Raw genomic sequence first — 15,605 nt, 5'->3', positions numbered from 1 at the left:
TTTATGCTCCTCCCTTGAGGCCGGATTCATCGTACACATGCAGCAGCGTATCTTCCGGTTTCGGGAACGGTGCATTTTCGGCGTAGGTTATGGCCTCTTTCAATTCAAGATTATATTCGGCAACCAGATCACGCTCCTGCTCGTCACTCCACAGACCCAGTCCGGTCAGGTATGTGCGGAACGCGGCGATACCGTCCTTTTTCCAGTTCTCGTCAACCTCTTCCTTGGTCCGGTAAGCCAGATCATTGTCCGAGGTGGAATGCGGGGACAGGCGGTACATCATCGCTTCAATCAGGGTGGGTCCTTCTCCGGCGAGCGCACGCTCCCTCGCCTCTTTGACCACACGGTAGACCTCAAGCGGATCATTGCCATCCACCCGGACACCCGGGAATCCATAGCCGAGGGCGCGGTCACTTACCTTGCCTCCAAGCTGCTTGTGGGCCGGAATGGAGATCGCATACTGGTTGTTCTGGCAGAAAATGATGACCGGCAGCTTATTCACACCGGCGAAGTTACACGCTTCATGAAAATCACCCTGGTTACTGGAGCCTTCACCGAACGTAACAAAGGAAACGAACTTTTTCTTCTGCATCTTGGCCGCCAGCGCGAAGCCTACAGCATGCGGAACCTGGGTCGTAACCGGACTTGATCCCGTTACGATGCGCAGGCGTTTGCTTCCGAAGTGGCCCGGCATTTGCCGGCCGCCGCTATTGGGATCTTCCGCCTTGGCGAATACGGACAGCATCAGCTCACGCGTGGTCATTCCTACCGACAGCACGAACGCATAATCACGGTAATACGGAAGGAAATAATCATTCTCCCGGTCCAGCGCAAAAGCCGCCGCGACCTGTGCCGATTCCTGTCCGATGCCGGACACATGGAAGTTGATCTTGCCTGCGCGCTGAAGCAGCAGACTGCGCTCATCGTATTTGCGCCCGAGCTGCATGAATCTGTACATATCGATAACCTGGCCGTCGCTGAGTCCAAGCTGTTTATGTCGGTTAACGGTTTCTACAGTACCTTGGGATTCCATATAAGAGGTACCTCCTAAAAGTTTTGTAAGCATAACTTCCTGAATTCAGGTCGTACAACCCGGCTCCGGAAGCGTTCGCTAGCTTTGCTAAGTATGACTCAACAAAGTATATGCCCTGATCTTAAAACCAGGTACTAAATTCAATCTATGTTCATTATAATCCCTTTCCATACAAAAAGAAAAGCCAAGAAATACCGCTATGGAGCTGTTTAGGCGCATCAAGCGCCCTCAGCTCCGTCCGGCATTCACTTTAGCCCCTTCAACGTATCTTAGAATCCAATTGCTCTTCCATCCACCGCCAGCATCGCTTCCCCGATGATCTCCGAGAGTGTCGGATGGGCATGGACCGCCTCTCCAACCTCCCAGGGTGTTGCATCCAGAATCTGTGCCAATGCCGCTTCACCGATCAGGTCCGTCACATGCGGGCCAATCATCTGCACGCCGAGGATATCCCCGCTCTTCGAGTCGGCGACCACTTTTACGAAGCCGTCCTTCATGCCGTAGACAATCGCTTTGCCGATAGCCGAGAACGGGAATTTGCCGGTTACAGTCTCATGTCCCAGCGCCTTCGCTTCCTTCTCGGTATAACCGACACTTGCCACCTCCGGCCGCGTATAGACACAGCGGGGAACAAGATGTGCTTCATACGGATGGAGCGTTTCGCCCGCCAGGTGATTCACAGCACGGATGCCTTCATGGCTGGCCGCATGTGCCAGCTGCAGTCCGCCGATGCAGTCGCCAATAGCGTAGATATGAGGCTCCCCCGTCTGCATGCTGGCATTCACTCCGATGACACCTTTGTCGAAGCGGATATCTGTATTTTCCAGGCCGATATTCTCGATATTCGCTACTCGCCCTACGGATACCAGCAGCTTCTCCGCCGACAGGCTCTGACTCTGCTCACCCTTGCGGGCTTCTATCGTAATTCCGGACTCCGATAGCGTACATGTCTCCGCATCCACGGTAGTCCCCGTCAACACTTTGACACCGCGTTTCTTAAGCAGACGCAGCAGTTCACGGGCGATCTCTTCATCTTCCTGCGGCAGCAACTGGCCGGCGGCCTCGACAATAGTTACCTGCACACCGAAATCAGCCAGCATCGAGGCCCATTCCACGCCGATAACCCCGCCGCCGACAATGATGATAGAAGCCGGAAGCTCTTCGAGCGTCAGCGCTTCTTCACTGCTCAGTATCACCTTGCCGTCAGGCGTAAGGCCAGGCAGTATACGTGGACGTGATCCGGTAGCAATGATGAGATTGGTGGAGACCACCGTCTCCATCTCGCCATCCTCCATCTCCACGGCAACTGCACCGCTGCGCGGAGAGAAGATAGACGGACCGATGATCCGGCCTTTGCCTTTGAGAATCTGAATTTTATTCTTACGCATCAGATACTGCACTCCCTGATGGAGCTGCTCCACTACCGCTTCCTTGCGCAGCTGCACTTTGGGAAACACCAGCTCTACGCCAGTTGTCTCTATACCGTAGCTTTCGCTCTCCTTGATTTCAGCAAATACCTCGGCACTGCGCAGCAGTGATTTGCTGGGAATACAGCCGCGGTGCAGGCAGGTTCCGCCCAGCTTGTCCATTTCGATGACGACGACGGATTTGCCGAGCTGCGCGGCGCGGATCGCCGCCACATAACCGCCGGTACCTCCACCAAGTATTGCCACATCGCAGGTAATTGTCATGATATGTATCCTCCAGTCATTCCTCTAAAGTTCAGTTTAACCTATTATATTGTACTCTCTTTTGATTCTATTACAAAACTTATAAACGTCATGTATCCATGGACTTTTACTAATTGAAGCGTTATCATAGGGGTGAATTCAAACGGCTGCGAAGAGGAGGGACGATTATGAAACTGCTCATTTCACGCTTCATTGCCATCCTTATCCTGGTGATCCCCGGCCTTCTGGCCATGAAGGGCTTCCTGATGATGAAAGATGATATTTTCAACTTTATCTCCATGCATGGCGACGACTCCGTCACTCCGGATTTCGCCTGGTCGCATTTTGGCGGCGGATTGCTCTTATTTCTGGCCGGAATGAGCTTTCTGGGCGGCTGGATTCTGACCCGGGACCGCAAGAAGAACTACGTAGGACCTCGGTTCAGAGAGAAACAGAAAGCGCAGCAGCCCCCACCCACCAATGCCACACCCTAACAATAATCAATAACACTAATAAGCAGGGGATGTCCCAAGCCAGGATTGAAATGGCTGCTGAGGCATCCCCTTTTGCAGTTCGAATGTTCTGAAATCAAATGCAATGTAGCTTGAGCTGGAGAAAATTCTGATCCGCACCCGGAATACGACAACCTCTTATACTTGATTCATTGCCGGCTTAGGAAGCATTTTCTATTCGGCCGCTGTAGACAACAATGTTGTACGTCTTGCAACTTTGATACCCAGATATCCAGGTGTTCAGATAGATTGTTGTATGAAATACAACAATAATCCGGCTAAGCCGCTTAAATATGGTGAACTCCTGCATTTTCTACAACAATTTTGGTTTTAGGCCGGTAGGAAGAGGGGAATGTTGTATTTTGCAGGATTTCATTAAATTCGCCCGATCTCTGCACCGCCTATTTCAGCAATGGATCTTCCCAATCCCATCCTTGCCTGCAGCAACTTACTGCGCTGCAGCCCCCTTGCTCCCCTGTACCAGTTCGCTATAGAGACCGCCCTGCCGCAATAGCTCCTCATGAGAACCCTGCTGAATCAGGCGCCCGCCCTGGAGCACCAGTATGCGGTCAGCAGCCCGGATCGTGCCCAGCCTGTGGGCGATCACGAAGCTTGTCCGCCCTTTCATCAGCGCCTGAAGGCCTTCCTGAATCTTGATCTCGGTCACCGTATCAATACTGCTCGTAGCTTCATCAAGCACCAGCATAGAGGGATTCGCGAGAATTGCCCGGGCAATAGCAAGCAGCTGCTTCTGCCCCTGGCTGATGCCGCTGCCGTCTACGGACAACATCCGGTCATAACCGCCCTGCAGCCTCATAATGAAGGCGTGGGCGTTGGCAAGCTTAGCAGCCTCCTCAACCTCTTCGTCGGATGCGTCCAGTCTTCCGTAACGGATATTATCGCGGATCGTACCTTTGAACAGAAAGGAATCCTGCAATACGAAGGCCATATGGCTGCGCAGACTTTCCCGGGTAATCGTGGAGAGCTCTCTTCCGTCCAGCGTAATACTTCCTTTACTCGGATCGTAGAAGCGGGACAGCAGGCCGATTAGGGTGGTTTTGCCGGCTCCAGTAGGTCCAACCAGCGCAATCATCTCTCCGGGCTTAGCTTCAAAAGAAATATCCTGCAGCGTAGCTGCACCTCCATCATAGGAGAATGACACGCCTGAGAACTTCACCGCGCCCTCCACATGCTGCAGCTTTACCGCTGCCCCCTCATCCTTGGCTTCGGTTTCTTCATCGAGTACTTCGAATACCCGCTCTGCTCCGGCAATTGCCGATAGAAGCGTGTTCCACTGGTTCGCCAGATCATTCAGCGGGCGTGTGAATTGACGTGCATATTCGGCAAAAGCAATAATTATCCCTACTGTTACGAGTCCGCGGATGGCGAGCAGCCCCCCGACTCCGGCAACGATTGCAAAGCTTAGGTTGTTCAGACCATTCATCAGCTTGGGGATGAAGCCTGAGATGGACTGGGCCCAATACCCCGACAGCATGATCCGCATATTGCGCTCTCTGAAGCCGGTAATGACCCGCTCCTCCTGCGAGAAGGCTTTGATAATCCGCTGCCCCGACAAGGTTTCTTCTATATAGCCGTTCAGCTCGCCCATATTGCGCTGCCGCTCCTTGAACAGCGGGCCTGTCCGCCGGGTAATCCAGCGCATACCCAGCATCATCAACGGCACAACAATGAAGGTCAGCAGCGTCAGCAAGGGACTGAGCCACAGCATCACGCCCACTGTGCCCACCAGTGTCAGGATACTGGAGAAAATCTGAATCGCCGAGCTGTTCAGCGTCGAGCTGATATTCTCAATATCATTGGTTAGCCGGCTCATAATCTCCCCCTGCTGCCTGCGGTTGAAGAAGGAGATCGGCAGACGGTGCAGATGAGAGAACAGCTCCGTACGCATCCGGTATACGGTCTCCTGGGCAATCTCGATCATCCAGATATTCTGCAGCCAGGAGATCAGAGAATTAAGCAGATAGACAAGCGCCAGTATGATTAGAAAAATTACCCAGGTCCTGCCCCCGTCCCCTTCAAGATAGCGGTCCACCGCCCGGCTGATCAGGTATGGTCCAAGCAGGGACAGCCCTGAGCTGAGCAGAACCATAAACAGTACCAATACCAGCTTAGCCCTGCGCTCCGCAAGATAACTCCATATCCGTCCAAGCGTACCGGACCAGTTCTTAGCTTTGGCCTTCGGTTTCCGGGCGCCCATCGCCCCGAAGATCTTCCCTTCTCCCAGTCCGACCTCCAGCTTCGGATGGCGGAACGGCTCAATGAGTGCTTTGAACATGCTGCGCCTCCCCTGTCTGTGACTGATAGATTTTGCGGTACAACGGGGACTCATCCATCAGTTCTGCATGCGTCCCCTGGGCAATCAATCGTCCTTCATCCAGCAGCAGAATCAGATCGGCCGACACAGTGGAACTGATCTTCTGGGTGATGAGGAACGTTGTGCAGGACATCTTCTTCAGTTCCGCCAGTAAAAGCCCCTCCGTCACCGCATCAAGCGCACTGGTGCTGTCATCCAGAATCAGAATCGCCGGTTTGCGTACCAGCGCCCGCGCGATGGTCAGACGCTGCTTCTGTCCGCCGGACAGATTAACTCCGCGTTGTCCGAGCTTAGTGTCGTAGCCCTGGGGCAGTTCAGCAACAGTCTCATGAATCTGTGCGGCTGCTGCCGCCTGTTCAATCTCCGCCTGACTCGCCTGCGCGTTCCCCCAGGCAATATTCTCACGGATCGAGCCGGTGAACAGCAGCACTTCCTGCGGTACATAACCAATCGCCCCCCGCAATGCCTGTATGTCCATCTCCATAGTCTTCATCCCATCAATCCTGATGACACCGCTGCCACATTCATACAGACGGGGGATCAGCGTTACCAGAGAGGATTTACCGGAGCCGGTTGCGCCCATAATTGCCACGCGCTCCCCCGGCTGCACGGTGAAGGAAATGTCCTCCAGCACCTTAATTTCACTGCCGGGATAACTGAACCCGACCTTCCGGAACTCGACCTTCCCCTTAATGGCTCGCACCTGATTCTGATGCAGAGAGCCCGTTTGGGCTGGCCCCATCCCCTTCAAAGGCGCCATCCCCAATTCCCCCGGACCTTCACTGGCCGACATCACTTCATCGATGCGCACGGAAGAAGCTCTGGCACGCGAGAAGCTTACCATGATCCAAGACAGCGCAGACAGTGCACCCATGGTGCGCAGGGAGTAGTTAATGACTGCAACGGTCTGCCCGAGCGTTGCATCTCCCGAAGAAATCTCAATCCGGCCAAACCATAATACAGCCAGAATCCCAGCATTCACGATGATCATAATGAACGGTGTCGAGGTCTCTGTCAGCCGCAGTGCGGCAACGGTCGATTGCATCAGCTTCCCGCTGAACGAGGCAAACCGGCCAATCTCATGACCCATGCGCACAAATACACGAATCAGACGGATACCGGTAAGGTTCTCCTGAATAACACCATTGACATCATCCAGCCGGTTCTGCACATTGCGGAACAGAACAGAGGCTCTGCGCATCAGCCATAGGAGGAATATCACCAAAAACGGCAGCGTCACCGTAAGCAGCAGCCCCAGCCTGACATGCACCACGAGCGCCATAATTACACTGCCCACCACTACCAGCGGGATACGGGTCATGAACCGCAGACCCATGAATATCGTATCCTGCAGCTGAGACACATCACCGGTAAGCCGTGTAATCAGCGACGAAGTAGGGAAGCGGCTGAAGATCTCATAAGAGAAGGATTGCACCTTCTCATACAGCTTGTCCCGCAGGTCGAACGCGAACCCCTGGCTGGCATGCGAGGCAAAAAAGGAGCTGAGCACTCCGGCAAGAAACGCCACTGCTGCGCTTCCCACAAGCACACCGCCCCACAGCCAGACTACTGCTGTATCTTTTTCCCGGATGCCTTCATCAATGATTTTGGAGATCAGCAATGGCTGCGACAGCTCTACTGCCAGCTCGATCAGCATCATTACCAGCGCGGCAATGGCTGCGACACGGTATTTTTTAAGATAAGAGAAGGTTAGCTTCATCGGTTATACCCCATTTATTTATTCGTAGAGCGCATCCCGAAGACGGGTAGACATCGCTGTGCCTTGTCCCGATTTCAGGATCACCCGGCGCAGTGCCTTATTACTGCGGTTTAGCTCCGTCAATTCTGCCAGCATTTCGACCAGTAAAGCCTCCGACTCAGGGCTTAGTTCCCCCTTCTCCTGAAGTAGGTTCAGCCGTTCCTTGTATTGCTCCAATTTCTCTGTCACTAGGGCAACTTCCTTTCTGTTCACAGGATTCTCCTGCTGAAGACATAATTGCGTTCATTATATCACATCCCCGCTGGAGCAATCTTTTCACTGGCTACCCCGGCCCCGAATATGATACTCTAATAAGGTCGCATTTTTCGGATAATATTAACCAAGCTGAACAGCGAAAGGATAGATGGACGTGGCACAGTTGTTTTTCAAGTATGGGGCAATGAATAGCGGCAAATCCATTGAGATTCTCAAGGTTGCACATAATTACGAGGAGCAGGGCAAGTCGGTACTGATCTTCACTCCATCCCTTGACGACCGGGACGAAGTCGGTTACATCTCTTCCCGGATCGGACTGCGCAAGCAGGCCATCCCTATCGACGAGAATACGGATATCTACAGCATTGTCAGCAGTAATCTGCCGAAACCCCACTGTGTGTTGATAGATGAGTGCCAGTTCCTGACTAAGGACTGCATTCTCCAGCTCGTGCGCATTGTCGATGAGCTCGGCATTCCGGTCATGGCCTTCGGCCTCAAAAATGATTTCCAGAACAATCTGTTCGAAGGCAGCAAGTACATGCTGATCTACGCCGACAAGATTGAGGAAATGAAGACCATCTGCTGGTTCTGCGCCCGGAAAGCCACCATGGCACTGCGGGTCGAAGACGGCAAGCCTGTATATAGCGGCAAACAGATTCAGATCGGCGGCAATGAAGCCTATTACCCGGTCTGCCGCAAATGCCACAAGAATCCTCCATTGTAAAAAAGAATATATTTCTATTATTTAGCCTTTTGTTATTTCCTTTACTCATTTTATAGATAGAAAACACCAAAACGCATTCCAGCCCTTGTTAGGCTGAAATGCGTTTTTAGTGTTTTATTCTAATGAATGGCCGTCAGCGCCCTGTGCTCATCTTCCTTACGGACATACAGGTCATGCTGAACCGTAGCCTTTCCTCCATAATTAGCACGCTGGGTGGTTGCTTTCATTCCGCCGTTAATCCTGGAGCGGTGCCGTACTCCTGCCGCCGTCAGAAGACCTTTAACTTTAAAATATTGTCCCTGGTCAAAAGTGGTATATACTAATGTGCGTTCTCTCGGAATGAAGAAATGCCAGATGCTTCTGAGCAAGCTCACAGGCATTCCCCTCCTTTAGTTCAAGTAACGTTCATGAAGGACCCGCAGATGATGCAGCTCATGTCCGATAATCAGACAGGCCTGCGCCCGAACCGACATGGCTATACCACCGAAGCTCCCCTTACGTGTATAGGAATCCTCCGGCAGACTATCCAGCAGCGCCAGGGTGGACTCCCGGACGATCCGGTAATGCGTGATCATCTCCTGCAGGGTGAAGCGGTCGAATTCGCCAGCAGCAGCGTAATCATTCTCCTCATACCCAGGCAGCATTGCCTGCTCTCCTCTGGCAAAACAAAGCAGACGGTAGGACATAATGCGGTCATTATCCGTCAGATGCCCGATGACTTCTTTGATGCTCCACTTCCCTGGGGCGTAGCGGTATTCACCCTGCTGCTCCGTCAGCCCGCCAAGCAAAGCCAATACATGCTGAGTCTGCTCTTTTAGAATGACCTTCAAATCTCCCTCTGGCGGCACCAGTGTAATATACCTAGACTGGAATTCGGTGTATTCTCCCTGCTCTGGACGCTCAATCATGGTAAAACTCCTCTCAAAATACATTTTTTAAGAAATATTTGCCGGAAAGTGTCAAAACCTGTTGTTGCATTTTATCCTATTATGTATAATATCACCAAGAATAGCTACTTTGGTGTTTGGGAGTGTAGGCATGCTGGATTTTGTGCTCTTTATAATTCTATCCGTATTAGAAAGCTCTGCATTGTTCTATCTTGGATTCAAATTATTCAAGATTGATCTTTATTCTAAAGAGATTATCTTTGCGGGTATTATTATGGCGTTTTTTTCTTATGTCCTCCGCTACGATTACCAACTCGCAGAACTAGATGTTCTAGTACAATACACTCTTATTATTTGCTTTTTATGGTTACTTTTTCGCATTCATATATTTTATGCATTTATAATGACAGCGATTGCTTACCAATCCTATTTGTTAATACAGTCCCTTCTATATTTAATCATTGATTATACAGGGATGTACGGGCTTAAATATCCAACGATTTCTACAGGAATCTATTTATTGCAAATCCTCACCGCAACAATTACCTTTATTATTGCTAATTACGTGGGTAAAAAAAGAAAAGGATTTGACTTTATACCGGATAAACCTGATGAAAAAATCACTATCGGAAAACGCGAGAAAATGATGTTTATTCTAACAATTCCTTCGATCATATTTGCTATGCTAATGCTATTTTTCGCAGAACATCTATTCAGATTTTTCTTTATTATACCTTTAATTTATGCTCTACTTTTATTTGGATACCTGTACCAATCGGACAAAAAAAATCGGGGTGATGATTTTGAACAGTTTGGCTCTTAAAATTTCACTTGCTATAAAGAAAACTAACCCTGAAGAAACAGTATCTGTTGAAGTTATGCAGTATTCATTAAGTATTATTTTGAATACCCTCTTAACTTTTATTGTTACCATGTCTATTGGCTTAGTATTAAACAATTTCATAGAGACCCTAATATTCTATTTAAGTCTTTCATTACTTCGTATTTTTTCAGGTGGTGTTCATCTCAAATCAGCAACAGCATGCAATATTGTGACGATCTTAATTTGCTCTATGACCCCCTATTTATTTCAGCTTACAGGTACCACTCTTTGGTACATAACAGGTCTTTCCTTAATTCTAATGCTTCTATTTGCACCAAATCCAGATAAAAACACCCACATCCCAGTAAAATGGTTCCCTTCACTAAAATTAATTTCAGTTATTATGGTTTGTTCAAATTTTTTTATGGCTTCCTCCGTCATCGGACTGGCATTTTTAATCCAGTCAGTTACAATAATTCCTTGGAAAAGGAGGTGCTAATCATGAAAAGACAGGTCGCAAAACATGCTTCTTCTGCCCTTAACGTATCTGCCCGCTTTTTTGCAGCTGTTATGAAGCTAGGATTCCACAGTCCAGAAGCTCCACAAGAATTACGTAAGTAACCGAACAAGGATGGGGACAACATGCGTGTTCTACTAAACGACGGCTCTTCCCGGTATATTCAGGAAGAAGAAATATTGTATTTCTCTAACTATAAGAATACAATATTCGTCCATACGAAAGAAGGCGAATTCGTTCTCCCCACCACCCTTTCCGATCTGTTGTCTGCTTACAAGGATAATGGATTTGAACGTCTGGACCGCAGCAATGTTGTTTGTCTTAGCAATATTGAAAACTATGACATTGAACGCAAAGTCGTTTTATTTAGTCAAGGAGAACAATTCGCTCATGTTTCGGAGTCCAACGAGTCCCGGATCAAGAAATATTTGAATGCTCGCCAATCTAATATGTCTGAGTCCTAGTCTCCGCCTGTGATTCAGTATATAAATAATCCCGGAACTTTACAGGTTCCGGGATTATTTATATTCCAACTACAAATGTAGATACAAAGTGTTCGAACCAAAGCCAATTATTATCCCATATTACCCATCTTTTGTAAAGATGAATTCAGAGGGCGAATGACAGCAGACGGATCATCTTCCAAATGGTACCATTTTGATAGATTCGTAATGACTTAAAACAATTCACTTATTTGCTGGCACTCTCAACTACAGATGGAGGAATGTAATGGAATATTATTTTCATCCTTCTCCGCGCCCCTCATCACTTGAGCTATTGTCTGACGAACAATTAATTAACATCTATGAATTGGCGCTTGAAGCCAAAGCTTCAGTCGATTTTATCGAAATCATCAGGAATGTCCTTTCTGGCCGAAATCTGTTAGGCTCAGATCATTATGATGCCTGATCCATATTTTCAAGCCCTCCTATACAGCCATCCTACTTATTGGTATATTGACCCGGCCTGCCGGGCAATATACTTTTTTGTCATTTTGAGATAAATTTTTTTGAATTTTTAATTTTAATTTTAATATCTTTCCTATATACTATTCTTTGTGTTTGTTATCTAACTTGACAATAGAAGGGATGAAAGATTGCATGAGGTACAATTTCCAGCACTTATTGCACAAAACTGTTCTATCTTCACTCGTAACTTTGTCTGTATTGCCATTCAGTGGAATGTTCGCGGCAGCTGCGCCGGCTGACTCTACCATGGAGCTGCGCATTATGGAGACTACAGATATCCACACCAACCTGCTCCCGTATGACTATTATAAGAGCGCTGCGTCTCTGACCGTCGGACTGGCCCGCACAGCTAATCTAGTGAAAGCAGCCCGCCAAGAGGTTGGTAATACGTTGCTGGTAGACAACGGCGACCTGATCCAGGGTACACCTCTGGGCACATACAAAGCGCTTGTGAACCCGATTAAGGGCGCCGAGATTCACCCTGTGTACAAAGCAATGAACCTGATGGGGTACGATGTGGCCACCTTCGGCAATCATGAATTCAACTATGGTCTGGAATACCTGGATCTGGCGATCAAAGGCGCCAATTTCCCTTATATTAACGCCAATGTATATGTAGCTGACAAAGACAGCAATCCGGACAACGATGTTAACAAATACAGCCCTTATCAGATCATTACCAAATCCTATAAGGATGAAGCCGGCAATATGCAGACGCTGAAGATTGGGGTGCTCGGCCTTGTCACTCCGCAGATTACCGAATGGGACAAGAGCAATCTGGAAGGCAAAGTCATTACCAAGGATATCGTAGCTACAGCTGAGAAATTCATTCCACAGATGCGCGCAGCCGGTGCAGATCTGATTATCGCCATGACCCATTCCGGGTTTAACGGCAGTGCCGAAGCTTATGTGAAGGCAGAGGATGCTATTTTCCCGCTGAGTAAGGTTGCCGGTATTGATGCGATCACCTTCTCTCATACGCATAAAGTATTCCCCGCAGCAGATGAGAAGTCGCTGGATGTCCTCTTCAAGGATGCCTCCGGCAAAGTATTGCCTGGTGTCGACAATGCCAAAGGAACCATCAACGGTGTCCCGGCAGTACAGGCCGGCTACGGCGGCAGTAATCTGGGCCTGATCGATCTGACTCTGGAAAAAACAGATGGCAAGTGGAAGGTCACTTCATCGCAATCCTCCACCAAAGCCATCTATGATGCCGTTGCCAAAAAATCTACGGTAGACGTGGATCAGGCCATTGTGGATGCCGTGCAGGCCGATCATGAAGCAACGATAGCCTATGCGAACAGTCCAATTGGCACTACGACCGCTCCGATCTACAGCTACTTCGGACTGGTTCAGGATGATCCATCCGTACAGATCGTTACCACTGCGCAGAAACAGTATGTAGAGAATTACATCAAAGTTAATCTTCCGCAATATGCAGGTATCCCGGTTCTGTCCGTCGGTGCTCCATTTAAGGCCGGACGTAACGGCCCGGAAGAATATACTGATATTGCTCAGGGTCCACTGGCCATTAAGAGCGCAGGTGACCTGTACCTGTACGACAATACGCTGAAGGCGATTCTCGTGAAGGGTTCTGTGGTCAAGGAATGGCTGGAAATGTCTGCGGGCAAATTCAATCAGATCGATCCGTCCGCTACAAAAGCGCAGGAACTGCTTAATTCCTCCTTCGCCGTCTATAACTTCGACGTAATTGATGGTGTAACTTATCAGGTCGATGTTACCAAACCAGCCAAGTACAAACCGGATGGTACCGTGAATGACGCCTCCTCCACCCGGATTATCAATCTGCAGTATAACGGCAAAGCGATTGATCCGAATCAGGATTTCATCATGGCAACTAACAACTACCGCGCAAGCGGCGGCGGTAACTTCCCTGGTGTCAAAGGCAGCAAATACATCATCGACTCACCGGATGAGAACCGCCAGATCCTGATGGATTATATCACGGCCAGCAAGACCATTAATCCGTCCGCCGACAACAACTGGTCGATTGCACCAATCTCCGGGAATGTGAAGGTCACCTTCACCTCATCTCCCAAAGCAGAGGCCTATGCCAAAACGACGGATAACATTGCCTATACAGGTCAAGTGGATGAGAAGGGCTTTGGTGTCTTCACACTGGACGTGAGCAAGGCTGTAACGCCATCTCTACCCGCTGCTGATCCGGTTACGCAACAGCCTGCCGTTGCAGTATTCAAGGATGTTCCCGTGTCACACTGGGCGGCTGGTTACATCAATAGCCTCACTGCGGATAAGATCATTTCCGGCAAAACAGCCGATACTTTTGATCCGAACGGCCTGGTAACCCGCGCAGAATTCGCCAGCTTGCTGACCAAAGCCTTGAAGCTACAAGTCAACGTATCTCCAGCCTTCAAAGATGTACCCGCATCCGCCTGGTATGCAGGTGCCGTTGCAGCAGCTCATGAGAACAAGCTGGTAAGCGGTCTAACCGCCGATACCTTCGCACCTAATGCATCCATCACCCGTGAACAGATGGCGGTTATGGTGAAGCAGGGGCTGGATCTTCGTGCCGGTAAAATCTTGACTGCCTCCACAGCAGTCAGCTTCAGCGATTCGGCTTCCATCAGCGCTTGGGCAACATCCGCTGTAGCCGTCGCTGTCGATAAGAAGATTATCGCTGGACGCACAGACGGCAGCTTCGCCCCTAAGGCTACTGCCACACGCGCTGAAGCCGCCAAAGTAATCTCCAGCCTGCTGTCTGCTTCTGTAGAGTAACCCTCAGCTGTGAGCGCTGAAAGGCTATACTGAACAGTATGCACAGACGCAAAAAAGCCATCCTCCACATACGTGCGGGGATGGCTTTTTATGTTAGTACACAAGGGACTACTCGATGAATTCTGTCTTGAAGACATTCTCCAGCTTGCCGCCGAGTCTCTTCTTCAGTGGAACCTTGATATCACGGCCCAGCTCTTTGAAGAAAGTATCCACATCGCATTTCACATTCTGCGCCAGGGCGATGATCGTACCGTCGCCTACGATATTCTGGTTCACTTCAAGAGGCACATCCACTTCAATATCGTATTTCTTAGTAAGTGTTTTGATGTATCTTGCAAAGATCTCCAACAGCTCATCGTTATTGAAATTCTCGATTGCAGCTTTACCTTTGCTGGTAAACTTCATATTGATTCTCATGATTCGTATCCCCTTTTCTGTCTAACCATTTGTAGTTGTTTATGGATCAAGATGAATAGATGGCTGCAAGAAAGGGCAACATTATTCATTTTTGACAACAAGCTGAGCTAGGCCCTTCTTCACTTATACACGCCCTTGATCTGCTGGACTTTGAACTGAGTGAATTCCTTCAATGACTGGATAACCTGATCCTGCTCTTCTTCCTTCAGTTCATAGATGCATTCGCGGAGCCACTCTCCGAACAAATAGGCCTGACGCCCTTTGCGGGGCTGTTTGCGGAGGCTATCCAGACTTCCCTCGAATATATCGTTCAGGACGTCGGTCAGGTTGTATTTCTCGATCTTCTCTATTACCATTCCTGCCCCATATTCCGTTTCATAAACGATAACTTCGTCAGAATCAAACGAAACATATGACGTTTCTTTGTCTTCCTTAGCCCGGAACTCCTTCAGCTTGTTAAACGCCGTTTCATAGATGTAATCCTGGGACTGATTATGCTGCGGCAGCTTGTAGCCCTGCTTGAGAGTCTTAATGTATTCAATGTCAGGCATGTAGTCTGCCAAATGATACATCCGGTTCTTAAGATCCCCTCCGAGCGCCTCAATGATCTTGTCCAGGTTATCTTTAAGCGGAATACTCTCTCCCCGTTCAATCTTGCTAAGCTGTGAATAGCTGATGCCGCTCTTCTCTTCAAGCCCTCGTAAGGTCAAACCTCGAGCTTTGCGGAAGTGCCGGATGAAATTCCCCAGCTCATCGGGATAGTTATCGAAATCGTTCATAGGAGCCACCTCTACCTATATCATAACACAAGATAACAATTTGTGTTTCATTATAACAATTGTTTGTGTAAATTCTTTAGGCAGAATCAATAAAAAATCCAACATTAGCACTCAAGGGCAGCTAAACTTAAGGCTAAATCCGCTTTAAATGGAGGTAATTCCCATAACTGTGAACGGATCTGATTTGATTTCCTTATTCTCTCAAATA

The 15,605-nt window shown here is 49.1% G+C and carries 16 protein-coding genes; 7 read left to right on the top strand and 9 right to left on the bottom strand.

The window, feature by feature from the left end:
- Nucleotide 1: 1 nt before the first annotated feature.
- Together MKX70_RS16910 and lpdA are read right to left on the bottom strand one after the other, a co-directional pair.
- On the bottom strand, nt 2-1,033 hold the full coding sequence (locus tag MKX70_RS16910; RefSeq protein WP_042237805.1) for a thiamine pyrophosphate-dependent dehydrogenase E1 component subunit alpha: 1,032 nt from the start codon (nt 1,031-1,033) through the stop codon (nt 2-4).
- 269 nt (nt 1,034-1,302) lie between these two features.
- Entirely contained in the window at nt 1,303-2,724 is a 1,422-nt protein-coding gene (gene lpdA, locus MKX70_RS16905; RefSeq protein WP_340784493.1) for a dihydrolipoyl dehydrogenase, read from the bottom strand.
- 167 nt (nt 2,725-2,891) lie between these two features.
- Here lpdA and MKX70_RS16900 point away from each other — a divergent pair, with 167 nt between their 5' ends.
- Complete coding sequence (locus MKX70_RS16900) at nt 2,892-3,197, top strand: DUF2627 domain-containing protein (RefSeq protein WP_042237807.1); 306 nt, start codon at nt 2,892-2,894, stop codon at nt 3,195-3,197.
- 466 nt (nt 3,198-3,663) lie between these two features.
- Here MKX70_RS16900 and MKX70_RS16895 read toward each other — a convergent pair whose 3' ends face one another.
- The 3 genes from MKX70_RS16895 to MKX70_RS16885 are packed head-to-tail and all read right to left on the bottom strand — an operon-like array spanning nt 3,664 to nt 7,522.
- On the bottom strand, nt 3,664-5,511 hold the full coding sequence (locus MKX70_RS16895) for an ABC transporter ATP-binding protein (RefSeq protein ID WP_042237810.1): 1,848 nt from the start codon (nt 5,509-5,511) through the stop codon (nt 3,664-3,666).
- Complete coding sequence (locus tag MKX70_RS16890) at nt 5,492-7,270, bottom strand: ABC transporter ATP-binding protein (protein WP_340840389.1); 1,779 nt, start codon at nt 7,268-7,270, stop codon at nt 5,492-5,494. Before MKX70_RS16890 ends, MKX70_RS16895 begins: the two co-directional genes overlap by 20 nt.
- Before the next feature lie 18 nt (nt 7,271-7,288).
- Nucleotides 7,289-7,522 (bottom strand): hypothetical protein, encoded by a 234-nt coding sequence (locus tag MKX70_RS16885; RefSeq protein WP_156123253.1) that lies wholly within the window; start codon nt 7,520-7,522, stop codon nt 7,289-7,291.
- Between the two features lie 157 nt (nt 7,523-7,679).
- Between MKX70_RS16885 and MKX70_RS16880 the strand changes: the two genes are divergently transcribed.
- On the top strand, nt 7,680-8,249 hold the full coding sequence (locus MKX70_RS16880; protein WP_039300387.1) for a thymidine kinase: 570 nt from the start codon (nt 7,680-7,682) through the stop codon (nt 8,247-8,249).
- 119 nt (nt 8,250-8,368) lie between these two features.
- Here the strand turns inward: MKX70_RS16880 and MKX70_RS16875 are convergent, their stop codons facing one another.
- Together MKX70_RS16875 and MKX70_RS16870 are read right to left on the bottom strand one after the other, a co-directional pair.
- Nucleotides 8,369-8,623 carry a hypothetical protein gene (locus MKX70_RS16875; protein ID WP_042237815.1) on the bottom strand — a complete coding sequence of 85 codons (255 nt, stop codon included), beginning with the start codon at nt 8,621-8,623 and terminating at the stop codon, nt 8,369-8,371.
- Between the two features lie 15 nt (nt 8,624-8,638).
- A complete protein-coding gene (locus tag MKX70_RS16870) occupies nt 8,639-9,157 on the bottom strand; it encodes a DinB family protein (protein WP_340784485.1) in 519 nt (172 codons plus the stop codon).
- 130 nt (nt 9,158-9,287) lie between these two features.
- Here MKX70_RS16870 and MKX70_RS16865 point away from each other — a divergent pair, with 130 nt between their 5' ends.
- The 5 genes from MKX70_RS16865 to MKX70_RS16840 all read left to right on the top strand — a co-directional run bounded on the left by MKX70_RS16865 (nt 9,288) and on the right by MKX70_RS16840 (nt 14,201).
- Nucleotides 9,288-9,959, top strand: coding sequence for a hypothetical protein (locus MKX70_RS16865; protein ID WP_340840388.1), 672 nt, complete (start codon nt 9,288-9,290; stop codon nt 9,957-9,959).
- Nucleotides 9,940-10,458: an accessory gene regulator ArgB-like protein gene (locus MKX70_RS16860; RefSeq protein WP_340840387.1), complete on the top strand. Its 519-nt coding sequence runs from the start codon at nt 9,940-9,942 to the stop codon at nt 10,456-10,458. The genes MKX70_RS16865 and MKX70_RS16860 overlap by 20 nt, the downstream gene beginning before the upstream one ends.
- Nucleotides 10,459-10,601: 143 nt before the next feature.
- Nucleotides 10,602-10,940: a LytTR family DNA-binding domain-containing protein gene (locus MKX70_RS16850; protein WP_340840386.1), complete on the top strand. Its 339-nt coding sequence runs from the start codon at nt 10,602-10,604 to the stop codon at nt 10,938-10,940.
- Nucleotides 10,941-11,205: 265 nt separating this feature from the next.
- Nucleotides 11,206-11,385 carry a sporulation histidine kinase inhibitor Sda gene (sda, locus tag MKX70_RS16845; protein WP_042237823.1) on the top strand — a complete coding sequence of 60 codons (180 nt, stop codon included), beginning with the start codon at nt 11,206-11,208 and terminating at the stop codon, nt 11,383-11,385.
- A 191-nt stretch (nt 11,386-11,576) separates the two neighbouring features.
- Entirely contained in the window at nt 11,577-14,201 is a 2,625-nt protein-coding gene (locus tag MKX70_RS16840; RefSeq protein ID WP_445323669.1) for a bifunctional 2',3'-cyclic-nucleotide 2'-phosphodiesterase/3'-nucleotidase, read from the top strand.
- Between the two features lie 108 nt (nt 14,202-14,309).
- Here MKX70_RS16840 and MKX70_RS16835 read toward each other — a convergent pair whose 3' ends face one another.
- Nucleotides 14,310-14,618 carry a hypothetical protein gene (locus MKX70_RS16835; protein ID WP_039300408.1) on the bottom strand — a complete coding sequence of 103 codons (309 nt, stop codon included), beginning with the start codon at nt 14,616-14,618 and terminating at the stop codon, nt 14,310-14,312.
- Nucleotides 14,619-14,737: 119 nt separating this feature from the next.
- Complete coding sequence (locus MKX70_RS16830; protein WP_042237829.1) at nt 14,738-15,397, bottom strand: helix-turn-helix domain-containing protein; 660 nt, start codon at nt 15,395-15,397, stop codon at nt 14,738-14,740.
- Between the last annotated feature and the right edge of the window lie 208 nt (nt 15,398-15,605).

Origin of the sequence: Paenibacillus sp. FSL R7-0312 (genome assembly GCF_038004445.1) — a bacterium.
Classification (GTDB): Bacteria; Bacillota; Bacilli; order Paenibacillales; family Paenibacillaceae; genus Paenibacillus_AQ.
The sequence above is the reverse complement of the archived record's forward strand: the minus strand, read 5'-3'. Positions and strand labels throughout refer to the sequence as shown.